At 61.4% G+C, this 24,612-nt stretch carries 22 protein-coding genes; 12 read left to right on the forward strand and 10 right to left on the reverse strand.

All coding sequences use genetic code 11. The features are described 5' to 3' along the window. Positions 1 to 113: 113 nt before the first annotated feature. Positions 114 to 569: an Lrp/AsnC family transcriptional regulator gene (locus AACZ65_RS02905; protein WP_037275888.1), complete on the forward strand. Its 456-nt coding sequence runs from the start codon at positions 114 to 116 to the stop codon at positions 567 to 569. Positions 570 to 572: 3 nt separating this feature from the next. Beyond that, positions 573 to 1,733, forward strand: a complete 1,161-nt coding sequence (locus AACZ65_RS02910) for a geranylgeranyl reductase family protein (RefSeq protein ID WP_339667834.1) — start codon at positions 573 to 575, stop codon at positions 1,731 to 1,733. Between the two features lie 37 nt (positions 1,734 to 1,770). Here AACZ65_RS02910 and AACZ65_RS02915 read toward each other — a convergent pair whose 3' ends face one another. From AACZ65_RS02915 to AACZ65_RS02945, 7 genes are all read right to left on the reverse strand, one after another. Next, on the reverse strand, positions 1,771 to 2,916 hold the full coding sequence (locus tag AACZ65_RS02915) for an iron-containing alcohol dehydrogenase (RefSeq protein WP_339667835.1): 1,146 nt from the start codon (positions 2,914 to 2,916) through the stop codon (positions 1,771 to 1,773). Next, positions 2,913 to 4,295 (reverse strand): aldehyde dehydrogenase family protein, encoded by a 1,383-nt coding sequence (locus tag AACZ65_RS02920; RefSeq protein WP_339668013.1) that lies wholly within the window; start codon positions 4,293 to 4,295, stop codon positions 2,913 to 2,915. Before AACZ65_RS02920 ends, AACZ65_RS02915 begins: the two co-directional genes overlap by 4 nt. A 73-nt stretch (positions 4,296 to 4,368) precedes the next feature. After that, positions 4,369 to 5,724, reverse strand: coding sequence for a glutamine synthetase family protein (locus AACZ65_RS02925; RefSeq protein WP_339667837.1), 1,356 nt, complete (start codon positions 5,722 to 5,724; stop codon positions 4,369 to 4,371). Positions 5,725 to 5,842: 118 nt separating this feature from the next. After that, a complete protein-coding gene (locus tag AACZ65_RS02930; RefSeq protein WP_037275880.1) occupies positions 5,843 to 6,880 on the reverse strand; it encodes a TRAP transporter substrate-binding protein in 1,038 nt (345 codons plus the stop codon). 66 nt (positions 6,881 to 6,946) lie between these two features. Next, positions 6,947 to 8,269, reverse strand: coding sequence for a TRAP transporter large permease subunit (locus tag AACZ65_RS02935; protein ID WP_339667839.1), 1,323 nt, complete (start codon positions 8,267 to 8,269; stop codon positions 6,947 to 6,949). After that, positions 8,259 to 8,867, reverse strand: a complete 609-nt coding sequence (locus tag AACZ65_RS02940; RefSeq protein ID WP_339667841.1) for a TRAP transporter small permease subunit — start codon at positions 8,865 to 8,867, stop codon at positions 8,259 to 8,261. The genes AACZ65_RS02935 and AACZ65_RS02940 overlap by 11 nt, the downstream gene beginning before the upstream one ends. Then, entirely contained in the window at positions 8,860 to 9,651 is a 792-nt protein-coding gene (locus AACZ65_RS02945; RefSeq protein ID WP_339667843.1) for an N-formylglutamate amidohydrolase, read from the reverse strand. The genes AACZ65_RS02940 and AACZ65_RS02945 overlap by 8 nt, the downstream gene beginning before the upstream one ends. Positions 9,652 to 9,779: 128 nt before the next feature. Here AACZ65_RS02945 and AACZ65_RS02950 point away from each other — a divergent pair, with 128 nt between their 5' ends. After that, positions 9,780 to 10,646: a MurR/RpiR family transcriptional regulator gene (locus AACZ65_RS02950; RefSeq protein WP_339667845.1), complete on the forward strand. Its 867-nt coding sequence runs from the start codon at positions 9,780 to 9,782 to the stop codon at positions 10,644 to 10,646. Here the strand turns inward: AACZ65_RS02950 and bhcR are convergent. After that, positions 10,618 to 11,460, reverse strand: a complete 843-nt coding sequence (gene bhcR, locus AACZ65_RS02955; RefSeq protein WP_339667847.1) for an HTH-type transcriptional regulator BhcR — start codon at positions 11,458 to 11,460, stop codon at positions 10,618 to 10,620. The two genes, AACZ65_RS02950 and bhcR, sit on opposite strands and share 29 nt — an antisense overlap. A 214-nt stretch (positions 11,461 to 11,674) precedes the next feature. Here bhcR and bhcA point away from each other — a divergent pair, with 214 nt between their 5' ends. The 8 genes from bhcA (at position 11,675) to ugpC (ending at position 20,377) form a co-directional block, all read left to right on the forward strand. Then, complete coding sequence (gene bhcA / locus AACZ65_RS02960; RefSeq protein ID WP_339667849.1) at positions 11,675 to 12,868, forward strand: L-aspartate--glyoxylate aminotransferase BhcA; 1,194 nt, start codon at positions 11,675 to 11,677, stop codon at positions 12,866 to 12,868. Positions 12,869 to 12,880: 12 nt separating this feature from the next. Then, the gene (gene bhcB / locus AACZ65_RS02965) at positions 12,881 to 13,849 is read left to right on the forward strand and encodes a beta-hydroxyaspartate dehydratase BhcB (RefSeq protein WP_339667851.1); all 969 of its coding nucleotides are present in this window, start codon (positions 12,881 to 12,883) and stop codon (positions 13,847 to 13,849) included. A gap of 68 nt (positions 13,850 to 13,917) precedes the next feature. After that, positions 13,918 to 15,081, forward strand: a complete 1,164-nt coding sequence (bhcC, locus tag AACZ65_RS02970) for a 3-hydroxy-D-aspartate aldolase BhcC (RefSeq protein ID WP_339667853.1) — start codon at positions 13,918 to 13,920, stop codon at positions 15,079 to 15,081. An 8-nt stretch (positions 15,082 to 15,089) separates the two neighbouring features. Next, complete coding sequence (bhcD, locus tag AACZ65_RS02975; RefSeq protein ID WP_339667855.1) at positions 15,090 to 16,094, forward strand: iminosuccinate reductase BhcD; 1,005 nt, start codon at positions 15,090 to 15,092, stop codon at positions 16,092 to 16,094. Between the two features lie 138 nt (positions 16,095 to 16,232). Further along, positions 16,233 to 17,546 carry a sn-glycerol-3-phosphate ABC transporter substrate-binding protein UgpB gene (gene ugpB, locus AACZ65_RS02980; RefSeq protein WP_339667857.1) on the forward strand — a complete coding sequence of 438 codons (1,314 nt, stop codon included), beginning with the start codon at positions 16,233 to 16,235 and terminating at the stop codon, positions 17,544 to 17,546. Positions 17,547 to 17,583: 37 nt separating this feature from the next. After that, positions 17,584 to 18,465 (forward strand): sn-glycerol-3-phosphate ABC transporter permease UgpA, encoded by an 882-nt coding sequence (ugpA, locus tag AACZ65_RS02985; RefSeq protein WP_339667859.1) that lies wholly within the window; start codon positions 17,584 to 17,586, stop codon positions 18,463 to 18,465. A gap of 20 nt (positions 18,466 to 18,485) precedes the next feature. Continuing rightward, positions 18,486 to 19,322 (forward strand): sn-glycerol-3-phosphate ABC transporter permease UgpE, encoded by an 837-nt coding sequence (ugpE, locus tag AACZ65_RS02990; protein WP_339668014.1) that lies wholly within the window; start codon positions 18,486 to 18,488, stop codon positions 19,320 to 19,322. A 5-nt stretch (positions 19,323 to 19,327) separates the two neighbouring features. Beyond that, positions 19,328 to 20,377, forward strand: a complete 1,050-nt coding sequence (gene ugpC / locus AACZ65_RS02995; protein ID WP_339667861.1) for a sn-glycerol-3-phosphate ABC transporter ATP-binding protein UgpC — start codon at positions 19,328 to 19,330, stop codon at positions 20,375 to 20,377. Between the two features lie 21 nt (positions 20,378 to 20,398). On the opposite strand, the gene AACZ65_RS03000 is transcribed toward ugpC, so the two are convergent. Beyond that, complete coding sequence (locus AACZ65_RS03000; protein WP_339667863.1) at positions 20,399 to 21,775, reverse strand: FAD-dependent oxidoreductase; 1,377 nt, start codon at positions 21,773 to 21,775, stop codon at positions 20,399 to 20,401. A 67-nt stretch (positions 21,776 to 21,842) separates the two neighbouring features. Beyond that, positions 21,843 to 23,135 carry a nicotinate phosphoribosyltransferase gene (pncB, locus tag AACZ65_RS03005; RefSeq protein WP_339667865.1) on the reverse strand — a complete coding sequence of 431 codons (1,293 nt, stop codon included), beginning with the start codon at positions 23,133 to 23,135 and terminating at the stop codon, positions 21,843 to 21,845. A 284-nt stretch (positions 23,136 to 23,419) separates the two neighbouring features. On the opposite strand from pncB, the gene AACZ65_RS03010 reads away from it, so the two are divergent. Further along, positions 23,420 to 24,550 carry a TRAP transporter substrate-binding protein gene (locus AACZ65_RS03010; RefSeq protein ID WP_339667867.1) on the forward strand — a complete coding sequence of 377 codons (1,131 nt, stop codon included), beginning with the start codon at positions 23,420 to 23,422 and terminating at the stop codon, positions 24,548 to 24,550. Positions 24,551 to 24,612 lie beyond the last annotated feature (62 nt).

Raw genomic sequence — 24,612 nt, forward strand, 5'->3', positions numbered from 1 at the left:
CTCCTCCTTGCCCACAAGGTAAGAGCGGTCAGGCGCGATAAAACAGCAAACTCTTGTCAATTGCGCGTGACCTTTGGGTGATATCCCCAAAAAACGGGGAAAGAGTAGGGAAAATGGATCGCATCGACCGTCAGATCATCGCTGCCCTGCAACGCGACGGACGCCAGAAGCTTGCCGATCTGTCGGCGGCGGTGGGGCTTTCGCCCACGCCTCTGGCGCGGCGCATTGCGCGGCTTGAAACAGAGGGGGTCATCACCGGCTATGCGGCACGGGTGAACCAGGAAAAGCTCGGCCTGCCGCTCAACGCCTTTATCTTTGTCGAGTTGGAGCATCACACAAGGGATGCGATTTCGGCCTTTGAGACGCGCCTTAGGCGGTTCGACGAGGTGATGGAATGTTACCTGATGACCGGCACACGGGATGTGCTCTTGCGGGTGGTGGCGGCCGATCTGAGGGATTTCGACCGCTTTCTGGAAGAGGGGTTGATGCAGACCCCGGGCATCCGCTCGATGCGGTCAAGTTTCGCGCTGCGCACCATGATCCGGCGCGATGCCCTGCCAGAGGTCTGAGAGGTGGACCGCTTCGATGTGATCGTGATCGGGGCCGGGCCCGCAGGTGCCTCTGCTGCCTTTGTGGCGGCGCAGGCCGGGTTGCGTGTGGCTCTGATCGACCGCAGGACCTTTCCGCGCGACAAGCTCTGCGGCGGCCTCGTTACCGGGCGTGCGCGGCGCCACTATGCTGATATTTTCGGGCATGAGATGCCGTTTGGTCCGCAGGACCGCAAGACCACGGTCGATTTCCGCTATCGTGGTCAGCCGGTGGGGATCATCGAGGATGCGCCAGCCCTTTGCGCCACGATGCGGTGGGATATGGATGCCATGCTGTGCGGTCATGCGTTGGCTGCGGGTGCGCAGGATTTCACCGGGCAGGCGGTGGCAGAGATCGACCGTGACAGCGGAACGGTGACGCTCAAAGGCGGCGCGATGCTTGGCTATGGCGTGCTGATCGGTGCGGACGGGGTCAATAGCCAAGTGGCGCGGGAGCTTTTTGACCAGCCGTTTGACCGCGCGCGCATCGGCTTTGGCCTCGAGATCGAGGCGGACGGCGCGCATGTGGATCCTGCCGCGCCGATCCGCATTGATTTGGGGGCGGCGCAGTGGGGCTATGGTTGGGTCTTTCCCAAGCGCTGTTCGACCACGGTGGGCGTGGGTGGGGTCTTGGCCAGGAACCCCGAGATGAAACGCGCCATGTCCGCCTATTGCGAGATGCTGGGGATCGACGCGGCTGAGGCGTCTTTCAAAGGGCAGTTCCTGCCCTTTGGGGATTTCCGCACCGTGCCGGGGCAAGGTGCCGTGCTGCTAGCGGGGGATGCGGCGGGGCTGGTCGATCCAATCACGGGCGAAGGCATCGGCTATGCGATGCAGAGCGGACAGTTGGCGGCCAAGGCGGCGCTTGCGGCGTTGAGTGCCGGGCAACCAGAGACCGCATTACCCCATTACTGCCGTGCCTTGCGCCCTGTGCATCGCGCATTGCTTATGGCGCGGTTGATCCGTCCGGTCATCTTCCTGCCCGCGCTAGAGCCGGGCTTTGCTCGCGCCTTTCAACGCTCCTCCAGCCTGCGGCGCGATTATCTGCGCCTGATGGCGGGCGAGGTGGAGTATGAGCAGATTTTGGCACGGTTGGTGCTGCGCCTGCCGCGCTTCGGGCTGATGGCACTGCGCGCCCGCCTCTGACGGGGTGGAGGGATGGGGGACATTGTCCCCCAAACCTTCAGAGTGCCGCCTTGAAAAGCGCGGTCAGATTGGCCTCGGTCAGTGTCACCGGGTTGCCGCCACAGCTCGGATCGGTCAGCGCATCGCGGACGAGGTCGGGGATCGCGGCCTCGGTCACGCCCAGGTCGCTCAGGCGGCGCGGGATGCCGAGGCTGTCGTTGAAGTCCTGCACGAAGGCGCGGAATCCATCATAGCCGCGCTCAATTCCAAGATACCCTGCCGCCCGGTCAAACCGGTCGCGGATCACATCGGCGTTGAGGTCGAGAACGGCGGGCATGCAGACCGCATTGGTGGTGCCGTGGTGGGTGTTGAAATGCGCTCCGATCGGGTGGCTCATGGCGTGGATGGCACCGAGACCTTTTTGAAACGCGGTGGCCCCCATGGCGGCGGCGCTCATCATCTGCGCGCGCGCTTCGATGTCCGTTCCATCGGCATAGGCGCGCGGCAGGTAGTCAATCACAAGGCGCATGCCCTCTAGCGCGATGCCCTGCGACATTGGGTGGTAATGCGGGCTAGAGAACGCCTCGACGCAATGCGCAAAGGCGTCAAGCCCGGTGCCTGCGGTGATGAATTTCGGCATACCGACGGTCAGTTCGGGATCGCAGATCACGACCGTCGGCAGAACCTTGGGGTGAAAGATGATCTTTTTCGCATGGGTCACGGAATTGGTGATCACGCTGGCGCGCCCCACCTCCGATCCGGTCCCGGCGGTGGTGGGCACGGCGATGATCGGTGCGATGGCATCGGCATTCGCGCGCGTCCACCAATCGCCGATATCCTCGAAATCCCAGATGGGCCGCGTCTGCCCGGCCATGAAGGCGACCATCTTGCCCAGGTCGAGACCCGAACCGCCGCCAAAGGCGATCACGCCGTCATGCCCGCCCGCCTTGTAGGCGGCAACCCCGGCCTCGAGGTTGATCTCGTTGGGGTTGGGATCGACCTCTGAGAACATCGCGCGGCCAAGGCCTGCGGCGTCGAGAATGTCGAGCGTGCGGGCCGTCACCGGCAAGCCCGCAAGACCCTTGTCGGTCACGAGAAGCGGGCGTTTGATCCCGGCCTGCGCACAGGCGGCGGGCAGTTCGGCAATCCGGCCAGCGCCGAATTTGATCGCGGTCGGATAGGACCAATTGGCAGTCAGGGTCATTTCGTCACCTTCTTGAGATGGTAGGATTTGGGGCGCGTGAGGTTGTGATAGCCGATCACCGAGAGACCGCCGCCGCGCCCGGTGTTCTTGCAGCCGGTCCAGCAGAGACCGGGATCGAGATAATCGGCACGGTTGAGGAATACGGTGCCGGTCTCGATCCGGTCGCCCACCGCCTGCGCGCGGGCGACGTCGGCGGTCCAGAGGCTGGCGGTCAGGCCAAATTCGCTGTCATTCATCAGCGCGATGGCTTCGTCATCCGAGGCGACGGGCATGATGCCCACGACGGGGCCAAAGCTTTCGTCGCGCATGACGCGCATCTTGTGGGTTACATTCGTCAGGATTTGCGGCGTGAGATACGCCGCACCGTCATCCTCGGGCATGGTGGCGATATGCGCCTTGGCCCCCATTTCGAGCGCCTCGGCCACCTGCGCGCGCACCTCTGCGGCAAAGCGCACATTCGCCATCGGCCCAATGGTGGTTTCAGCATTCATCGGATTGCCCAACTTGTAGGTGTTCACCAGCGCCACGGATTTCTCGACAAAGGCATCATAGAGGCTCTGGTGCACATAAATGCGTTCGATCCCGCAACAGCATTGCCCGGAATTGAACATCGCCCCGTCGATCAGCGTCTCAACCGCTGCGTCCAGATCGGCATCTTCCATCACATAGCCGGGGTCTTTGCCGCCAAGTTCCAGACCAAGCCCGGTAAAGGTGCCCGCTGCCGCCCGCTCCATCGCGCGCCCGCCACCGACCGAGCCGGTGAAGTTGACGAAGTTGAAGGCACCGCCTGCGATCAACGCTGACGTGGTGTCGTGATCGAGAAAGACGTTCTGGAACACATCTTCGGGCACGCCTGCCTCGTGGAATGCGCGCGCCATGCGCTCGCCCACGAGGAGGGTTTGCGTCGCGTGTTTCAGCACCACGGTGTTGCCCGCGATGAGCGCGGGCGCCACGGTGTTGATCGCGGTCATATAGGGATAGTTCCACGGCGCCACGACAAAGACCACGCCATGCGGCACACGTTTGATATAGCGCAGGAAGGTGGCATCTTCGCCCACGGCGATGTCGGCCAACGCGCCTTGGGCAATCGTTGCCATATGGCTGGCGCGTTCGTTAAAGCCGCGGAATTCCCCACCATAGCGCACCGGGCGACCCATCATATGCGCCAGTTCCGGCACTATGTCGTCATTCATCGCCCCCACGGTGGCGACACCGGCCATCACCAGTTGGATGCGCTCTTGCAAGGGGCGCGCCGCCCATGCCGACTGCGCTGTGCGTGCCCGTTCAGCCGCCGCTTGCGCCGCAGCCAAGGACAGCACGGGACGCTCGGCATAGACCGATCCGTCGATGGGTGAGATACATTTCAATGTCTGCATGATCGCATCCTTGATCGCGGGCGTGACGCCCGTCCTTTCATCGTTCAACAAGTACTCAAGTCCGAGCGCGCGGTGCTCAGGCCCGCTCGAAACCGCGCGCCACCTCGTAATCCGTGACAACGCGGTCGAAGTCCTCGATCTCGACCTCCGCGGCGCGGGCATAGTGATCTATGACCTCATCACCAAAGGTGTCGCGCAGGAATTGCGAGTCTTTCAGCGTGCGATAGGCATCGCGCAGCGTTTCGGGAATGCGGCCGCTCTCGCCGCTATAGGCATCCCCGGTCGCGGGCGGGGCCAGTTCCAGCTTGTCCTCGATGCCCTTGATGCCCGCCGCCAGCATCGCTGCCATCGCGAGGTAGGGGTTGAGGTCCGAACCGCCCACGCGGCATTCCACGCGCACCGCTTTGGACCCTTCGCCGCAAAGGCGGAACCCTGCGGTGCGATTGTCCACCGACCACAGGATGCGCGTGGGCGCAAAGGTGCCCTTCTGGAACCGCTTGTAGCTGTTGATATAGGGGGCGAGGAAATAGGTGTAATCGGGCGCGTATTTCAGCAGGCCAGCCATGTAATGTTTCATCAGTTGCGACATCCCGAGACTGTCCTCGGGATTGAAGAACGCCGGTTTGCCATCCTGCCAGAGCGACTGATGCACATGGCTGGATGAGCCGACGCGCCGGTGATCCCATTTCGGCAGAAAGCTGGCCGCGTGCCCCTGTTGCCACGCAATCTCCTTGATCGCGTGTTTGGCGATGGTGTGGTAGTCGGCGGTATCGAGCGCCGGGGCGTATTTGATGTTGAGCTCTTCTTGCCCTGCCTCTGCCTCGCCCTTGGTGTTTTCGATGGGCAGACCGGCGGCATAGAGATGATTGCGGATGGGCCGCATTACATGCTCTTCCTTGGTGGTCTGGAAGATATTGTAATCCTCGTTATAGCCCGCCAGAGGTGTGAGGTCGCGATAGCCGGATTTGCGGATTTCGTCATAGCTCTTCTCAAACAGGAAGAACTCGAGTTCCGTTGCCATCATCGCGTCAAAGCCCATGGCATCAAGCCGCGCCAATTGCCCCTTGAGCATGGCGCGGGGGCTGTGGGGGACGGGTGCATGGGTGTGGTGATCGAGCACATCGCAGAGCACCATAACCGTGCCTTCGAGCCACGGCATCGGGCGCAGCGTGCTCAGATCGGGCTTCATCACATAGTCGCCATAGCCGCGCTCCCAGCTTGTGGCGGCAAAGCCCTCGGGCGTGGTCATCTCCAGATCGGTGGCCAGCAAGTAATTACAGCAATGGGTTTCTTCCCAAGCGCTGTTGACAAAATGGCTTGCGTGAAATCGTTTGCCCATGAGCCGCCCCTGCATGTCCACGAGACAAACGAGCACGGTATCGACCGTGCCGGCGGCAACCTTCGATTTGAGATCTTCGAGACTGAGGGCCATGGCGGCGTCCTTGTTTTTCATGCGGTATCGCGTCGGTATTACATCGGTATTCGGCGGGTGTCTTTACGTGACCCGGCCCCGCGTCTGAACGGGGCCGGGCGGTGTCATCGTGGGGCGATCAGCCGTTGGTATAGGGAGGACCGGCCTTGTTGATCACCTCGTTATACTCGCGGAAGATGCCGACGATCTTTGCCTCGATCTCGCCTTCTGCGGCGATCTCGGTCCAGAACTCCTTGGCGGCATTCTCGACTTCGGCCCATTCATCGGCGGGCACCGTGCGCAGTTCCAGCTTGTCGCCGCGCGCGCGCAGGCGCGCTTCGCCGCCCCAATACCACTGATTGCGATAGGTGTGGCTGGCGTCGGTCGCGGCCATCACCAACTGCTTGAGGTGATCTGGCAGATCGGCCCACTGCCTCTGGTTCACGAACCAAGATCCGATCCACGCCCCCGAGATGTTGTTGGTCAGGAAATAGTCGGTCACGTTGGCCCAACCGACGGTGTAATCCTCGGTGATCCCGGACCATGCCATGCCGTCCAACTCGCCGGTCTGCACCGCCACCTCGGCATCCGCATAGGGAATGTTGACCGGCACGACGCCAAACTTGGCCAGGAACCGCCCGGCCGTGGGGAAGGTATAAAGCTTGAGCCCGTCAAGATCGGCGACAGACTTGATCTCTTTCTTGGTGTTGAAGTTGCACGGATCCTGTCCTGCCGAGGAAATCCACTGCACGCCAACCTTGGCGTATTCGTCGCGCCAGATGTCTGCGAGGCCGTATTGGTTAAAGAGCACCGGCACATCGAGGATATGCTTGGTGGCAAAGGGGAAATAGCCGCCGAACTGCCGCAGCGGTGTGGGCGATGCCATTGAATCGTCATCGGAATGGACCGCGTCGATGGTGCCGCGCTGGAGGGCCTGAAACAGCTCTCCGGTGGGCACGATCTGATCGGCATAGAACAGCTCGATCTCCATTTCACCATTGGCAGCACTGTTGACGAAATCGACCATCGGCTTGGTCACATGCTCGCCCAAGGCGCCGCCTGCATAGGTCTGCATCCGCCACTTGATCGGGGCTTGTGCCTTGACGATGGCGGGGCTGGCCAGCGTCGCCGCAGCACCTACCCCGGCGGTGGTGAGAAATTTTCTTCTGGTGGTCATGTCTTGATACTCCTGTTGGTTGCACTGTTTGGTTTGCTCCGTTGGCGGAGTTCTCGGGTTATTCCATCATCCATAAACAAGCTGCGGCAGCCAGAGCGCGATCTGCGGAAAGATGATCACAAGGGCCAGTGCCAGCATCATGACAAGCACGAAGGGCAGGATCGAGCGATAGATGTCGCGCAGGGTGATTTCGGGCGGGGCCATGGCCCGCATCAGAAACAGGTTATAGCCAAAGGGCGGCGTCATATAGGCGATCTGCGTGGTGATCGTGTAGAGCACGCCATACCATATAAGATCAAACCCGAGCGCGCCGACCAGCGGCACATAGAGCGGGGCCACGATCACCAGCATTGCTGTATCGTCGAGAAAAGTGCCCATGACGATAAAGCTGAGCTGCATCAGGATAAGGATCACCCATGGATCAAGCCCCAGCTTTTCGGTGAACAGGCTCTCGATCGCCTTGACCGCGCCCAGCCCGTCGAACACCGCGCCAAAGGCGAGGGCGGCAAGGATGATCCACATGAACATGCAGGAAATGCCGAGCGTCATGCGGACCGAGGTTTCAAACACGGTCTTCGTCATCCGCCCCTTGAGCACGGCAGCCATAAAGGCAGTCATCGCACCGATGGCCGAGCTTTCGACGAGGCTGGTCCAGCCGTTGACGAAGGGCACCATCATCGCCACGAAGATGAACAGCGGCAGCAGACCGGCGCGCAGCAGTCTCAGCTTTTCGCCGAGAGGCATGGTGCGCTCGTCCGGTGGCAGGACCGGACCAAGATGCGGCTGCATGCGGCAGCGTACATAGATGTAGAGGATAAAGAGCGCGGCCATCAGCAGCCCTGGCATGATCCCCGCGAGCCAAAGTTGACCCACGGGCTGTCGTGCGATCATCGCATAGAGCACCAGCACGACAGAGGGCGGCACGAGGATGCCAAGGCTCGATCCCGCCTGAATGACCCCTGTCACCATGATCTTGTCATAGCCGCGCCGCAGCAATTCCGGCAGGGCAATCGTGGCCCCAATCGCCATGCCTGCCACGCTGAGGCCGTTCATGGCCGACACCAGCACCATGAGGCCGATCGTGCCGATGGCAAGCCCGCCGCGCACTGGTCCCATCCAGACGTGGAACATCTTGTAGAGGTCGTCGGCGATGCGGCTCTCGCTCATCACGTAGCCCATGAAGATGAACATCGGCAGCGTCAGCAGCGGATACCAGTTCATCAGCTTGATCGCCGAGGCAAAGGCGATATCGAACCCACCCCGGTCGCCCCAGAGCAACAGCGCCGCGATCACCGCAACAAAGCCGATGGCACCAAAGACGCGCTGCCCGGTGAAGAGCATCACCATCATGGTCGCGAACATGAAGAGCGCGATCATTTCATAGGACACTTGGTACCTCCTCGCCGCGCAGCCGCAGAATGTCGCGACACAGCTCTGCCAGTGTCTGCAACAGCATCAGGAAAACACCGAAGACGAGGATCGTCTTGATCGGCCAGATCACGGGGCGCCAGACGGTCGAGCTGCGCTCGAGCACGCCGATCTTGGCGCGCGCGGCCTCGGCACCTTCTGTCACAAGCGTTCGCAGGAGGTCCCCGAAAAACACCATGGGTTCGGTACCGAAGTAGCCTAGGGAATAAGCGGTCGAGCTGATCCCGCCATAGAGCAGGACGCCAAGGTAGAAGAGCAGAAAGAACACTGTGATCACGTCGACCATGGCGCGCGTGCGGTTCGACCAATCGCCGTAAAACAGGTCCATCCGCACATTGCTTCCCATTTGGATCGAATAAGGCCCGCCCAGAACGTAATAGGCGACCATCACGAATTGCGCTGTCTCCAGCGTCCAGAGTGCGGGGCTAAAGAATGTCTTGGAGACCGAGGACCACAAGAGCACCCCGACCAGCGCGAAAATCAGATACATCGCGATCCGCCCGATAAATCGGTTCATCGCGTCGATGATGCGGATATAGGCGCGCATGGTTCTAAGCATGTGCGCCCCCTTGTATCGTTGCGCCTAGGGCACTGAGCGCTGGGCGCAGCAAGGTCAGCACCTCGTCTGCCAGGCGCGCCTCTGACGCGGCATCACGCAAGAGGTCATTGCGGATCTCGATCATCACATTGGGCAGGTCATGCGCCAGCCCGTGCAGTTTCAAGGAGTGGGTCACGCCATCCTCGGGGCCATAGGGATCGTTGCGTCGGATCATCCGATGGGGCAGGCGGTGCGCCTCGGCCAGCATGGCATCGGCGAGCCGCGTGTCACTGTCATGCAGGATGCCGATTTCGCAGGCGCGGGGTGTGCCGAACCAGACCGGGGTAAAGCTGTGAATGGTGATCAGCGCGGTGGCCAGCCCCGCCGCCTTGCGCGCGGCGATCACCTGGCCGACAGCGCGGCAGAACGGCGCGTAGACCTGCGCGGCCCGGTCGGCGCGCTCTGCCTCGGTCAGGTTGCGATTGCCGGGCACCTCAATCAGTTCAGAGCGGTCCGGCATGGCGCTTGCCGCCTCGGGAGGACGGTTGCAGTCGTAGACAAGGCGCGACACCCTGGCCGCCACCATCGGCGCATTGAGCGCGCTGGCCAGGGTCAGCGCCACGGCCCGCGCACCGGGGTCCCAGGCGGCATGGCTTTGCTGCGCCTCGGCGCTCAGCCCAAGGCCCTGATACTGCGCTGGAATGAAATTCGACGCATGTTCGCACAGGATCAGTGCCGGGCCTTTGGCCTGCGCGCCGATCACTTCGACCACGTCAGAATCATCCCGGTGCAGATCGTTTGTCATGCGCCCCCCTGCGGCATTTGTAAAAATGTTTCCACATGAGGAAAATTGTGTCAATATATTTCCAGCGGGCATCACCGGAATAAGATCCGGCCTGCCTGTTTCGACAGCACCCGTTCAGGAGCCGCGATGTGACCAAGCCTCCGCCAACCGTGCGCGACCTGATCCGCGCGCATTACAGCGCCCTCACCCAATCAGAGCGCAAGTTCGCGCAGGCGCTCTTGGACAGTTATCCGGCGGCTGGTCTCGCCTCGATCACCATCGTCGCGGCGAATGCGGGTGTCTCTACGCCGACGATCGCGCGCATGGTGCAGAAGCTGGGCTTCAAGGGGTATCCGCAATTCCATCAGGCGCTGTTGAAAGAGTTGGAGGCCAAGGTCTCTGGCCCGACCCAACGCCGCGCCAATTGGGCCTCCGAGGCGCCTGCCACCCATTCGCTCAATCGCTTTGCGCAGGCGGTGACGCAGAACATCGAACAGACCTTTGCCAATATCGACAGCGCGCAGTTCGACGCGGCCGCGCGCCTTTTGGCCGATACCGATGGGCGGCTCTATCTGGTGGGGGGGCGAATCACACGGGCCTTGGCCGATTACGCCTTTACCCATTTTCAGGCGGTGCGCGGTCGGGTCACGCATATGACCTCGTCTTCGGCGACATGGCCGCATTACGTGCTCGACATGGTCAAGGGTGACACCCTGCTGATGTTCGATATTCGTCGCTATGAAACCAGCCTGATGCGGCTGGCCGAGATCGCCACCGAACGCGGCGTGCGCGTGGTGCTCATCACCGATCAGTGGATGAGCCCGATTTCAGAGCTTGCCACGCATACCTTCAACTGTTGGGTCGAAATCCCGTCGGCATGGGATTCCAACATCTCGACCATGATGCTGTTGGAGGCGCTGATTGCCGCCGTGCAGGAAGAACGCTGGCCCGCCACCCGCGAGCGTTATGAACAGTTGGACGAGTTGTTCAATGCGACCCGGCTGTTTCAGAAATAGCCATGACCTTGCCTGCAATCAGATGGGTGATCTGGGCCGCCGCCTGTGCCACGGCCGCGCCGAATTCCGAAATCTGCGCATCATGGAACCGGCTGCTGGGGCCAGAGATGGACACCCCGGCGCAGGGTTCGCCACGGTCGTTGAATATCGCGGCCCCGATGCAGGACATGCCGTCGTACCGCTCGTTGCGGTCAAACGACCAACCGCGCGCGCGGGTTTCAGCCAGATCGTCGAAAAGCGCGCGCGGGGTGATCAAAGTTTCTTCGGTAAACCCCTTGAGGCCTGCGCCCTTGAGCAAGGCCATCAGCCGATCCTCGGGCAGTGCGGCCAGAATCGCCTTGCCGGTGCCGGATGCATGCATCGGCGTGCGTGATCCGGGCGGAAAGAACGCGCGGATCGGATTCTGAGTCTCGACCTGGCCGATAAAGACCACTTCGGCCCCGTCCGGTACCGCGAGATTCGCGGTTTCGCCGGTCTGCTCCATCAATCGGCGCATCACGGGCCGGCCCGCATCGGCCAGATTGGTGCGTTTGAGATAGGCCACCCCGGTGCGGTAGGCCTCGATGCCGATGGTCCAATCCTGCCGCTCTTCGTCGAAGCGCACGAAATCGCGCTTTTGCAGGGTGGTCAATATCCGGTGCGTCGTGGCGGTGGGGATGCCAAGGCTGAGCGACAGATCGGTCAGGTTCACCCCCTCTTGCCGGGCCACGGCGGTCAGCACCGATAGCGCGCGATCCAGCGCTTGCATGGTCCCGGCGCTGCTATCGGCAAACTGCGATTTCGGACGGCCGCGCGCGCGCTTGGTCTGGGTCATGGTCGTGATTCCCTTGCTGGTTCACTCGGTAGGCGATTGTATGCAGAATAAAAAATATTTTCACGCATTTCCTTAAATTGGATTTGGAAAAATGAAAATCAAATAAAAACATATGCTTGCTTATTTAATTAATAAAATGAAAATGCCTTTCAAGAAAATTGCAAAGTGGGGCCGTCTTCACCATATTGGTGCTATCTCAGAGGAGGATGGTGCAATGTCAGATCAAAACCCGGTTTTCATCCCCGGTCCTACGAATATCCCCGACCGGTTGCGTCGCGCCATGCAGGTGCAGACACAGGATCACCGCTCGCCCGCTTTCGTCAACACGCTTGCCCCGGTTCTCAAGGGCTGCAAGACGGTCTTTGGCACGGCCAAGGGTGAGATCATCACCTTTCCCGCGTCGGGCACAGGTGGCTGGGAGGCGGCGATCACCAACACGCTCAGCCCCGGCGACAAGGTTCTAGTGGCGCGTTATGGCATGTTCAGCCATCGCTGGATCGACATGTGTCAGCGGCATGGGCTGGATGTTCAGATCATCGAATGCCCATGGGGCAGCGGCGCACCCGCGGACCGTTTCCAAGAGGCGCTGACGGCCGACAAGGACCACAGCATCAAGGCCGTTCTCGTCACCCATAACGAGACCGCGACCGGCGTCGTGTCCAACATTGCCGCCGTTCGGGCCGCGATGAAGGCTGCCAAGCACCCGGCGCTGCTGATGGTCGATTGCGTCAGTTCCTTGGGCTCGATGCCCTTCGAGATGGACACCTGGGGCGTGGATATCGCTGTCTCCGGGTCGCAAAAGGGCTTCATGCTCAACACCGGCATGGCTATTCTCGCCGTCAGCCCCAAGGCGCTGGCGATGATGGAAACCGCGAAATTGCCGCGCACCTTCTTTGATTTCCGTGATATGATGGGTGCAAATGCCAAGGGCGGCTTTCCCTATACCCCGCCGCTGCAGCTGATCTACGGTATGGCCGAGAGCCTGAACATGCTGTTCGAGGAAGGGTTGGACAATGTCTATGCCCGTCACACCCGGATTGCTGAGGGTGTGCGCCGCGCGGTTGCGGCTTGGGGCTTGAAACTGGTGGCGCAGACGCCAGATCTGTATTCTGACACGGTCAGCGCGGTTTTCGTCCCCGAAGGCTTTGACAGCAACCGTCTGACCGAGCGCGTGTTCTCGACCTATGGCATGAGCTTTGGTGTGGGTCTGGGTGAAATGAACGGCCGCGCCTTCCGCATCGGCCACCTCGGCAGCCTGACCGAGTCGATGATGCTCTCGGGTCTCGCTACGCTCGAAATGGCCATGGCGGATCTAAATTACCCCGTTAAGATGGGGTCTGGCGTGATCGCGGCGCAGGAATACTACCGCTCGACCGCCAAGCCTGTTTTGGCCGAAAAAGCCGCGTGAAAGGAAGACCAAATGCTGGATCAACGTAGTCCGAGCGACCTGACGATCGACGATGTGCGCGCCGCGCACGAGCGGATCAAACCCTATATCCACCGCACGCCCGTGCTGACCTCGTCTTATCTGAATGAGCTGACCGGGGCGGAATTGTTCTTCAAATGCGAGAACTTCCAAAAGGCGGGTGCCTTCAAGGTGCGCGGTGCCTCGAACGCGGTGTTCGGGTTGACCGACGAGATGGCCAAGATGGGCGTGGCGACCCACAGCTCTGGCAATCACGCGCTGTCGCTCAGCTATGCCGCCGGGCGGCGGGGCATTCCCTGTCATGTGGTCATGCCCCGCACCGCGCCGCAGGCGAAAAAGGATGCGGTGCGCGGCTATGGCGGGATCATCACGGAATGCGAGCCGTCAACGACCAGCCGCGAAGAGGTGTTCGCCAAGGTGCAGGCAGAAACCGGAGCGGAGTTCGTGCATCCCTACAATGATCTGCGCGTCATCACCGGGCAGGCGACCTGTTCGCTCGAATTGATGGAGCAGGTTGAGGGGCTGAACGCCGTGATCGCCCCCATCGGCGGGGGTGGCATGGTGTCGGGCACCTGTCTGACGCTGTCGAACATCGCGCCGCATGTCGAGATCTATGCAGCAGAGCCCGAGCAGGCCGATGACGCCTATCGCAGTTTCAAGGCGGGCCATATCATCGCCGATGACGCGCCCAATACCGTGGCCGATGGTCTCAAGGTGCCTCTCAAGGAAAACACCTGGCATTTCGTGAGCCATAATGTGACCGACATCCTGACCGCCAGCGAAGAGGAAATCATCGACGCGATGAAGCTCACGTGGAAGCGGATGAAGATCGTGATCGAGGCAAGTTGCGCGGTGCCTCTTGCCACCATCCTCAAGAACCGCGAGGTTTTCGCGGGCAAGCGCGTCGGCGTGATCATCACGGGTGGCAATGTCGATCTCGACACGCTGCCGTGGATCAAGTGACCAATTCCAAGCGGCGCGCGACCCCCGCGCGCCGTAACTGAAAAACCCGAATTCTGGGAGGACCTCTGATGAAAGACACGATCAATCTCGACGCCTACGAGGTAGGCTATGACATTCCCGCATTGCCGGGCATGGACGAATCCGAAATTCAGACCCCTTGCTTGGTGCTTGATCTCGACGCTCTCGAGCGCAACATCAAGAAAATGGGCGATTGGGCCCGCGATCATGGCATGCGCCACCGCGTCCACGGCAAGATGCACAAATCCGTTGACGTGGCAAAGCTGCAGGAGAGCCTTGGCGGTGCCTGCGGCGTTTGCTGTCAAAAGGTCAGCGAGGCCGAAGTCTTTGCCCGTGGCGGGATCAAGGACGTTCTGGTCTCGAACCAGGTTCGCGACCCGGCCAAGATCGACCGTCTGGCCCGCATGCCGAAACTTGGCGCGCGCACCATCTGCTGCGTTGATGATCTGGCCAACGTCGCCGACCTCTCGGCGGCGGCGCAAAAGCATGGCACCGAAATCGAATGTCTCGTTGAAATCGACTGTGGCGCTGGGCGCTGCGGTGTGACGACAACCCCCGCCGTGGTGGAGATCGCCAAGGCGATTGACGCCGCACCCGGCCTCAAGTTCGCGGGCATTCAAGCCTATCAGGGCGCGATGCAGCACATGGACAAATACGAGGACCGCAAGGCCAAGATCGACCTCGCCGTGGCGCAGGTCAAGGATGCCGTTGACACGCTCAAGGCCGAGGGGCTGGAGTGCGACATCGTAGGTGGCGGCGGCACTGGCAGCTACTATTTCGAAGGTAACTCGGGCGTCTATAACGAGCTTCAGTGTGGCTCTTACGCCTTTATGGACGCCGATTATGGCCGCATCCTCGACAAGGACGGCAAGCGTATTGACCAAGGCGAATGGGAAAATGCGCTGTTCATCCTGACCTCTGTCATGAGCCATGCCAAGGCCGACAAGGCCATCGTTGACGCGGGCCTCAAGGCACAGTCGGTCGACTCGGGCTTGCCCTTCGTCTTTGGCCGCACAGATGTGCAATATGTCAAATGCTCGGACGAGCATGGCGTTGTGTCCGATCCCGATGGCGTGCTCAAGGTGAACGAAAAGCTGCGCCTTGTACCCGGTCACTGCGATCCGACCTGCAACGTGCATGATTGGTATGTCGGCGTCCGCAACGGCAAGGTTGAAACCGTATGGCCGGTTTCAGCACGCGGCCGGGCCTACTAAGGGCTGGCATGATGAATACCCAACAACAGGTGGCCGCCGACGGTTTCGTGATCGTCGGCGAGGAAATCTGCCAGAAAATCATCAGCCGGGCGGACGCCTTTGGCGCGGTCGAGGCGGTGTTTGCCGCAATGGCAAGCGGCGATGCCTATAACTTTCCGGTGGTTCGCGAGGCGATCGGTCATGCCGATGCGCTCTATGGCTTCAAGGGTGGGTTTGACCGCTCTGGCCTGGCGCTGGGCCTCAAGGCCGGGGGTTATTGGCCGGGCAATATGGACAAGGGGCTGACCAACCATCAGTCCACCGTGTTCCTGTTTGATCCCGATACCGGGCGTCTTTCGGCGCTGGTGGGCGGCAATTACCTGACCGCCATTCGCACGGCGGCCTCGTCCTCGGTCTCCATCGCCCATCTCGCGCGCAAGGACGCGAAGGTTCTGGGCATGGTCGGTGCAGGTCATCAATCCACCTTCCAATTGCGTGCCGCCGTCGAGCAGCGCGCGTTTGAAAAGGTCGTTGCCTGGAACCCGCATCCCGACATGCTGCCGCGCCTTGGCGCTGTGGCAAAAGAGCTGGGGCTGGAGTTCGAGGCGGTAACGCAAGAAGAGCTGGGCGCGCAGGCCGATGTGATCATCACGATCACCTCAGCCTTTGAGCCGCTGATGATGGCAGACTGGGTCAAGCCCGGCACGCATATCGCCTGCATGGGCACCGACACCAAGGGCAAGCAAGAGGTCGATCCGGCGCTCTTTACCCGTGCCACGGTCTTTGCTGATGAGATCGCGCAGTCGATCACCATCGGTGAGGCACAGCATGCGGTGGGCAAGGGCCTGATTGCCGAAGGCGACATTACCCCCATCGGCGCTGTTATCAACGGCACCCATGGCGGGCGCGCGTCGGAGACGGAAATCACGCTCTTTGATGGCACGGGCGTCGGGCTTCAGGATCTTGCCGTGGCCTCGGTCGCGGCCAAACTGGCGCGTGAACAAGGGCTGGTGACACCCATCACCCTGGGCTGATCCGGTTCATAACAGTTTGGTGAAATTTGCACAGGCAGCCGTTACTACGGTTGCCTGTTCGCGTTTTACGTGTAGCTTGACCGCGCAAGACGCGGCTGGACGGGATGATCCGGGCACGCGTTCCACAGGGAGGATCAGATGTCTAAATTCGCTTTTGGCGCCATTCTTGCGGCCACCACGGCCCTTGCACCACTCACCGCCGCCGCGCAGACCGAGATTCAATTCTGGCACGCCTTCACGGGGCGGCTGGCCGAATTGCTCGATGAACAGGTTGCTGGCTTTAACGCCGGGCAGAGCGATTACAAGGTCACGGCCACGCCCAAAGGCAATTATTCCGAGGCGCTGAATGCCGGGATCGCCGCGTTCCGCGCGGGCGAACAGCCGCAAATCCTCCAGGTCTTCGAGGTTGGCACCGCAAGCATGATGGCCGCCAAAGGGGCAATCAAGCCGGTCTACGAGGTCATGGACGAGTCGGGTCTGCCCTTTGATCCCAATGCCTACCTCTCTGCCGTTACCGGCTATTACACCACCGCCGAGGGGCAAATGCTCTCGCTGCCCTACAACTCTTCGACGCAGGTTCTCTATGTGAATCGCGACGCGCTGGAAGGGGCGGGGATCGACCCCGACACGGACCTCAGCACATGGCAAAACGTTGACACGGTGCTGGGCCAACTCAAAGAGGCGGGCCATGCCTGCCCCTACACCACCTCCTGGCAGAGCTGGGTCCATCTCGAGAGCTTCTCGGCCTATCACAATGTGCCATTTGCCACGCAGGCCAATGGCTTTGGCGGTCTGGACACGGAACTTGTGTTCAACGGACCGCTCCAGGTGCAGCATATTTCCAAGCTGGGGGAATGGGCGCAGGACGGCAAATTCATCTATGCCGGTCGCCGCAACGAAGCCGGGGCCAATTTCCGCGCCGGAAACTGTGCCCTCTTCACCGAAAGCTCGGCAGGCTATGCCGGTGTGAAGGCCGAAGCGCAGTTCGACTTCCAGATCCGCCCCTTGCCCTATTGGGACGGGGTTGAGGGTGCGCCGCAGAATACCATCATCGGCGGCGCCTCACTCTGGGTGCTGGCCGGGCATGAGCCCGAGGAATACAAGGCCACCGCCGCGTTCCTCAACTACCTCTCCTCGCCCGAGGTGCAGGCGCAATGGCACCAGAACACCGGCTATCTGCCCATCACCTCTGCCGCTGCCGAGGTGACGCGCGCGGCGGGGTTCTACGAGGCCAACCCCGGCACGGATGTTGCCGTGATCCAGATGACCAGCAAGGAACCGACCGAGAATTCCAAGGGGTTGCGTCTTGGGTCCTTTGATCAGATCCGCGCGATCATCGACGAAGAGCTGGAGGCCGTCTGGTCCGGCGACAAGGACGCGCAGGCGGCGCTGGATACGGCGGTGGAACGCGGCAATCAACTGCTGCGCCGCTTCGAGCAAGCCAATCGCTGATTTAGGGCGGGGCCGGGCAACCGGCCCCTGACCGCGCATGGAAAAACGTGTCACCTTCAAGGGCTGGCTCTTGCCGCTCTGCCTGATCGCTCCGCAGGTGTTCATCTCTGCGGTGTTCTTCTTTTATCCGGCGGGGCAGGCGGTCTGGCAGTCGCTCTTTATTCCTGATCCTTTCGGCCTGTCGTCGCAATTCGTGGGGCTGGGGAATTTCGAATACCTGCTTGGCGATCCCTATTACCGCGCGTCTTTTGTCACCACGGCGGTGTTTTCCACGCTGGTCACGCTGGCGTCGATGATCCCGGCGCTCTTTCTGGCGGTCATGGCCGACCGGCTGGTGAAATCGGCGGGCACATACCGGACGCTGCTCATCTGGCCCTATGCCGTGGCCCCGGCCATCGCGGGGGTGCTGTGGATGTTCATGTTCAACACCCGCGTGGGCGTGGTGTCGTGGTATCTGGGGCAACTGGGCTATGATTGGAACCATGTGCTGAACGGAACCGAGGCGATGGGGCTGGTCGTCGCCGCCTCTGCCTGGGGGCGGATCAGCTATAATTTCCTGTTCTTCTTTGCCGCGCTTCAGGCCGTGCCCCGCTCGATCATCGAGGCGGCTGCCATCGACGGCGCGCGGTTCTGGCGGCGGTTCTTTACCATCGTGCTGCCGCTCCTGTCGCCCACCACGTTTTTCCTGCTCGTGGTCAATATCGTCTATGCGTTCTTCGAGACCTTTGGTGTGATCCACACCATCACCGCCGGGGGGCCGCAGCAATCCACGACAATCCTCGTCTACAAGGTGTTTTCCGATGGCTTTGTCAGTCAGGATCTGGGGTCTAGCGCCGCGCAATCGGTGATCCTGTTGGTGGTCGTGGGCCTGCTCACGGTGCTGCAATTCAAATACATCGAGAAACGGGTGCACTACTGATGGCGCGCGAGATCACAGGCATGGTGGAGCGGCGCGGTGCGGGTCTTTGGCTCACGCATCTGTGCATGATCGCGGGCGTGCTCGTGATTTTCTTTCCGATCTGGCTGGCTTTCGTTGCCTCGACTGTGACGCAGCCGGAAATCGTGCGCCCGCCGATGCCGCTCTGGCCCGGCGACCAACTGATCGAGAATTACACCGCAGCCCTTTTCTCGGGCGTCAACGTGCCGGTGCTGAGCATGTTGGGCAACTCGCTGATCATGGCGGTGGGGATTGCCGTGGGCAAGATCATCATCTCGCTCACCTCGGCCTTTGCCATCGTCTATTTCCGCTTTCCGGGGCGCAATATGTTCTTCTGGCTGATCTTCCTCACCTTGATGCTGCCTGTCGAGGTGCGGATCGTGCCGACCTATGAGGTGATCGCGGGCTTTGGCATGCTCAACAGTTATCAGGGTCTGATCTTTCCGCTTGTCGCGTCGGCCACTGCAACCTTTCTCTTTCGTCAATTCTTCCTCACTATTCCCGATGAGTTGGCCGAAGCGGCGCGCGTCGACGGGGCGAGCCCGATGCAGTTCTTTCGCGATATCCTCTTGCCGATGAGCCGCACCAATATCGCGGCGCTTTTCGTGATCCTCTTCATCTATGGCTGGAACCAATATCTCTGGCCGCTTCTGATCACCACGGATCCGTCGATGAACACGATCGTCATGGGCATCCGCCAGATGTTTCCATCGGGCGATGACGTGGCCGATTGGCCGGTGATCATGGCCACCTCGATCCTTGCGATGATCCCGCCGGTGGTGGTGGTCATCTCGATGCAGAAACTCTTTATCCGCGGCCTCGTGGACAGCGAGAAATAGACCCAATGGCAACCGTAACCTTCGACAATATCAAGAAACGCTTTGGACCGACCGAGGTGATCAAGGGTGTCAGCCTCGACGTGGCGGATGGCGAATTTATTGTCATTGTCGGCCCCTCGGGCTGTGGCAAATCCACCCTGTTGCGCATGGTCGCGGGGCTAGAGACGATCACCGAGGGCGAGTTGCGCATCGGCAATCGCCGCGCCAATGATCTGGAGCCGATGGACCGTGACATCGCCATGGTGTTCCAGAATTACGCGCTCTATCCGCATATGAGCGTTGCGCAGAACATGGGCTATGGCCTCAAGATCGCGGGACTGCCCAAGGCCGAGATTGCGGCCAAGGTGCAGGATGCGGCCAAACTCCTGCAACTGACCGAGTTGCTGGATCGCAAGCCCCGGCAGCTTTCGGGCGGTCAGCGCCAGCGTGTCGCCATGGGGCGTGCCATCGTGCGCGCGCCGTCGGTCTTTCTCTTTGACGAACCCTTGTCCAACCTCGATGCCAAGCTGCGGGTTCAGATGCGTCTGGAGATCCGCGAGTTGCAGGCCAAGCTCGGCATCACATCGCTCTATGTCACCCATGATCAGGTCGAGGCGATGACCATGGCGGACCGCATGATCGTGATGAATGCAGGCCGCGCCGAACAGATCGGCACGCCTCTGGATGTCTACGAGCGTCCTGCCACGCTCTTTGCGGCGCAGTTCATTGGCAGCCCGTCGATGAATGTGCTGGAAGGTGAGGGGCGGGAGGGCGCGCTCTGGCTGGGGGCGACCCGGCTGCCCAATCCGACGGGTCATCGGGGGCCTGTGATGCTGGGGCTCAGGCCAGAGCATCTTGTGCCCGATCCCGAGGGGCCGATTGCGATGCAGGTGCAGCTTGCCGAGCCCCTGGGGGCCAACACGCTGTTGCACGGCAAGCTGGAAACGGGCCAAGGGTTTACCGCAAGCCTGCCTGGCGTCCATACGGTTGCGCATGGTGGAGAGATCCTGCGCCTCGGTATCAAGCCCGAGAACATGCACCTTTTCGACCGCGCCACAGGCCGGCGATTGGGGTGATCGGTCGACAGGTGGCGGGGCTTATCCGTCCTTGAGAATGGCCTGCGCGACCTCTCGCCCCGTCAAAACCGCGCCATGCGCCGTGCCGAAATGCCCGACCGAGCAGGCCTCGCCGGCAAACCAGAGTTGCCCGTTCCAGTCCGAACCCGCCAAGGCGCGCCGCGTCGTGGGCCCGGTGCCAACCGCGTTGTAGCTATAGCTGCCTCTGCTCAGCGGTTCTTGCCCCCAGCGGGTGATCTGCGAATCCAGAGGTGCCGGAAACCCGGTGCCGAACATCGCGCGCAGCGCATCCTGCGCGGCGGTGCGGGTGTCACGATCACTCATGCCTTCGATCTCGGTGGCCGGATCGGCGGCGTTGAAGCCGATCAAAACAGGCACCGCCATCGTATGCGCCAGTGAGACCCATTCCCCCCAGAAGCCCGGACGCGGACCCAGCCAGCCGATCCAGTCCACATCCCCGGGCCAATGAATGCGATCAAAGCGCAGCACGCATTTGTTCAAGAGGCCCATCCGCAGGCTGTCGATGGCCGCCTGTCGCGCGCGCGTGAGGGCCGCGCCAAAGCGCACCCGCCCCGATTTCAGAACGCCAAGCGGCAGGGTGCAGATTACCCGCTCTGCCGCAATCCGGCTGCCATCGGCCAGACGGACCTCGCCAGGAGCAATCTCCTGCACGGGGGAAGAGAGCCGGATGTCCAATCCTTGCGCAAGCCGGGTTGTGATCTGGTCGAACCCCAGCGGAAAGAGCACCTCCGCGCCGCCGAAGTCCTCGCCCTCATCGCCATACCACGCCGACAAGAGGCGCGCGGGGCTTCCGTATTCCTGCTCCAGCGTGCTGTTGACCAGATAGAGCACCAGACGCCGCAGGTCTGCATCGGCGCTTTGCCATTCAGGCGCGGCCTCGAGCGCCTGCATCACGGAAATGTCGCGCGAGCGCCTCTCTGTGGCGGCAAGGGCGCGGCGCAAAAGGGTGTTGGCTGGGCGCATGTCCGGGTCAATCTCCGATCCGTCCTGCGCCAAGAGGATTGCTGCATTGTAGCTCGTCGCAACCATCCGTGCGCCGCTCTGCCGCGCCAGATCCGTCAGGGGATTGTCGCGCTGTCCGTGTATCCAGCTTGCGCCAAGGTCGATCGGCAGGTCGGGCCAATGGCGCGATGTCCGGATGCGCCCGCCAACCCGTGGGCTGGCCTCTAGTATCGTCACGGCATGCCCTGCGTCGTGAAGCGCGCGCGCCGCCGAGAGCCCCGCCAGACCCGCGCCAATAACGACGGTGCGTTTGCCCTGTTGTGCCGCGGCACTGCCCGCTGCACAGGCGACCGCGCCCAATCCCGCCAGAACCGTGCGTCGGCCCACCCCCCGGCTCATCGCATCTGCCGCGGGCGGGCCTGTGAGCTCGCCCACTGGCGCGCAGGCCTTTGAATTGGTGATGTGTGATAGAGGTCCATGCGCATTACCTCCATGTCAGGCGTTAGACGATAACCTCGAACTCTTCCTGTGCGCCCACACCAAAGACGCGCTGGTAGCGGGCGATCTGATCGGCGGGTCCCATCGCCTTGCGCGGGTTGTCCGACAGCTTGACCGTGGGTCGCCCATTGGCGGCCACCGCCTTGCACACCAGTGAAAACGGGGCCAACGCATCATCCGGCGTCAATCCCCTGAAATCGTTGGTCAAGAGCGTACCCCAGCCGAATGAGCAACGCACCCGTCCTGAAAAACGCTGATGCAACGCGATGATGCGGTCCACATCGAGACCATCGGAAAAGATCACCATCTTTTGCCGCGGATCCTCGCCGCGTGATTTCCACCAGTTTATCGCGGTTTCCGCCCCTTCTTCGGGCGCACCGGAATCGATGCGTATGCCGGTCCACCCCGCCAGCCAGTCGGGCGCATTGTCGAGAAAACCCTTGGTCCCATAGGTGTCGGGCAGGATGATGCGCAGGTTGCCATCATGCTCTTCATGCCAGTCCGAGAGCACCTCGTAGGGCGCGCGCGCCAGCGCCGCATCATCCTCGGCCAGGGCGGCATAGACCATGGGCAATTCATGGGCATTGGTCCCGATCGCCTCCAGATCGCGGTTCTTGGCGATCAGGCAATTCGATGTGCCGACAAAGCGGTTGCCCAACCGCTCGCTCATCGCCTGCACGCACCAATCCTGCCACAGAAATGAATGCCGCCGCCTTGTGCCGAAGTCGGCGATGCGCAGCCCCTCGATGGGGCGCAGATGTTCGACCTTTTCCCACAGCTTGGTCATGGCACGGGCATAAAGCACCTGAAGCTCGAACTTCTTGAGGTGATGCAGCACCGCGCGCGACCGCAATTCCATCAGCACGGCCAGCGCCGGGATTTCCCAGAGCATCACCTCGGGCCACTTGCCCTCGAATGTTAGTTCGTATTGCCCGTCGCGTTTTTCCAGATGATAGGGCGGCAGGCGCAGAGCCTCGAACCAATCCATAAATTCGGGCGTGAACATGCTGCGCTTGCCATAGAACATGTTGCCGCGCATCCAGGTGCTCTCGCCGCGCGACAGCGACAGGGACCGGATGTGATCCAGTTGCTCGCGCAGCTCGCCCTCATCCACGAGATCGGCCAGACGGATCGCGCTGCTGCGGTTGATCAGCGAAAAGGTGACGGTTGTATCGGGACGCCGGCGAAACACCGATTGGCACATCAAGAGTTTGTAGAAATCGGTGTCGATCAGGGATCGGACAATCGGGTCGATCTTCCATTTGTGATTATGCACACGGGTGGCGATATCGACCATGGGTGGCCTCCGGCGGGACAATTGCAGCGGTTAAATCAAAGCAAGAGGGGGCGCGCAAGGCGCATCGGCGCGCGTGGTCCATGGGCTGGCCCGCAAAACTGTCGTCTGGAACAGGAAATCAAGCCAATTTGGTAAATTAATCTTACCAGAATGCTTGCCTTTACTCACATAAGCGTTACGATTGCCCGCGTGTGGCGGAAACAGGGCTTCGAATCGCCCGTGGGGGTTATGCTTTGCCCGCCATCCGATGCGAACAGACGCAACAGATTTAAGGGAGGACTAAAATGACAAACAAGTCGAAGATGGACCGGCGCTCGTTCCTGCGCCGCGCGGCGGTTGGGGCGCCGGCGGTTGCTGCGGGCGCGCTCGCGGCTCCGGCGGTGTTGGCACAAGCGCCCTTGGTGCTCAAGATGCAGACATCCTGGGGATCGGGTAATATCTGGCAAGAATTTGCACAGGATTACGCCGACCGGGTTGAGGCGATGTCTGGTGGCCGCCTGAAGATCGACGTGCTGCCCGCGGGTGCGGTCGTGGCTGCTTTCCAGGTGCTCGATGCCGTGAACGACGGCGTGCTCGACATCGCCCATTCGGTGCCGGTGTATTGGTATGGCAAGAACAAGGCGGCCTCGCTCTTTGGTACCGGGCCCGTGTTCGGCGGCTCGGCCACAACGATGCTGAGCTGGTTCTATGAGGGTGGCGGCAAGGCGCTTTATGACGAGCTGGTGAACGATATCCTCGGCATGGAGGTTGATGGTTATCTCGGCTTCCCGATGTTCGCGCAGCCCTTTGGCTGGTTCAAGGGTGAGGTGAACACCGTCGCTGACCTGCAAGGCTTCAAGTATCGCACCGTGGGTCTTGCGGCGGATCTGTTGCAGTCCATGGGCATGTCCGTGGCACAGCTTCCGGGCGGCGAGATCGTGCCGGCAATGGAGCGCGGCGTGATTGACGCGTTCGAGTTCAACAACCCGTCGTCGGACAAGGACTTCGGTGCGCATGACGTGGCCAAGAACTACTACCTGTCCTCGTACCACCAGGCGTCCGAGAGCTTTGAATTCCTGTTCAACAAGCTCACCATGGAAGACCTTGATCCCGATCTGCGCGCGATCCTGAAATATGGTGTGGAGGCCGCTTCGACCGCCAACACCGCCAAGGCGATGCGTCGTTACTCGGCCGACCTCAAGTGGCTTCAGGAAGAGGCAGGTGTCACCGTGCACCGCACGTCCACGGACATCCTGAACGGCCAGATCGAGGCGTGGGACAAGCTGATCCCCGTTCTCGAAGAAGACCCGTTCATGAAGAAGTGCCTCGACAGCCAGCGGGCATGGGTTCAGGATGTGACGTTCTACGAATTGATGAACTCACCCGATTACGCGCTTGCTTACGATCATTACTTCCCCGGCAAGCTCAAGTTGTAATCCCGGTGTAACAACCGAAAAATCCAGGGCCCCGGCGCAGGAAACGCCGGGGCCACTTTCAA

It is taken from the genome of uncultured Roseovarius sp., from assembly GCF_963972555.1.
GTDB classification, from domain to species: Bacteria; Pseudomonadota; Alphaproteobacteria; order Rhodobacterales; family Rhodobacteraceae; genus Roseovarius; species Roseovarius mucosus.

Excerpts from the sequence above, each read along its gene's own strand:
- bhcB (WP_339667851.1), top strand. The coding sequence starts at position 12,881 with ATGCTGGATCAACGTAGTCCGAGCGACCTGACGATCGACGATGTGCGC.
- bhcD (WP_339667855.1), top strand. The coding sequence starts at position 15,090 with ATGATGAATACCCAACAACAGGTGGCCGCCGACGGTTTCGTGATCGTC.
- ugpB (WP_339667857.1), top strand. The coding sequence starts at position 16,233 with ATGTCTAAATTCGCTTTTGGCGCCATTCTTGCGGCCACCACGGCCCTT.
- bhcR (WP_339667847.1), bottom strand. The coding sequence starts at position 11,460 with ATGACCCAGACCAAGCGCGCGCGCGGCCGTCCGAAATCGCAGTTTGCC.
- bhcC (WP_339667853.1), top strand. The coding sequence starts at position 13,918 with ATGAAAGACACGATCAATCTCGACGCCTACGAGGTAGGCTATGACATT.
- AACZ65_RS02945 (WP_339667843.1), bottom strand. The coding sequence starts at position 9,651 with ATGACAAACGATCTGCACCGGGATGATTCTGACGTGGTCGAAGTGATC.
- pncB (WP_339667865.1), bottom strand. The coding sequence starts at position 23,135 with ATGGTCGATATCGCCACCCGTGTGCATAATCACAAATGGAAGATCGAC.
- AACZ65_RS03010 (WP_339667867.1), top strand. The coding sequence starts at position 23,420 with ATGACAAACAAGTCGAAGATGGACCGGCGCTCGTTCCTGCGCCGCGCG.
- ugpC (WP_339667861.1), top strand. The coding sequence starts at position 19,328 with ATGGCAACCGTAACCTTCGACAATATCAAGAAACGCTTTGGACCGACC.
- AACZ65_RS02940 (WP_339667841.1), bottom strand. The coding sequence starts at position 8,867 with ATGCTTAGAACCATGCGCGCCTATATCCGCATCATCGACGCGATGAAC.
- bhcA (WP_339667849.1), top strand. The coding sequence starts at position 11,675 with ATGTCAGATCAAAACCCGGTTTTCATCCCCGGTCCTACGAATATCCCC.
- AACZ65_RS02915 (WP_339667835.1), bottom strand. The coding sequence starts at position 2,916 with ATGACCCTGACTGCCAATTGGTCCTATCCGACCGCGATCAAATTCGGC.
- AACZ65_RS02925 (WP_339667837.1), bottom strand. The coding sequence starts at position 5,724 with ATGGCCCTCAGTCTCGAAGATCTCAAATCGAAGGTTGCCGCCGGCACG.
- ugpA (WP_339667859.1), top strand. The coding sequence starts at position 17,584 with ATGGAAAAACGTGTCACCTTCAAGGGCTGGCTCTTGCCGCTCTGCCTG.
- AACZ65_RS02905 (WP_037275888.1), top strand. The coding sequence starts at position 114 with ATGGATCGCATCGACCGTCAGATCATCGCTGCCCTGCAACGCGACGGA.
- ugpE (WP_339668014.1), top strand. The coding sequence starts at position 18,486 with ATGGTGGAGCGGCGCGGTGCGGGTCTTTGGCTCACGCATCTGTGCATG.
- AACZ65_RS02930 (WP_037275880.1), bottom strand. The coding sequence starts at position 6,880 with ATGACCACCAGAAGAAAATTTCTCACCACCGCCGGGGTAGGTGCTGCG.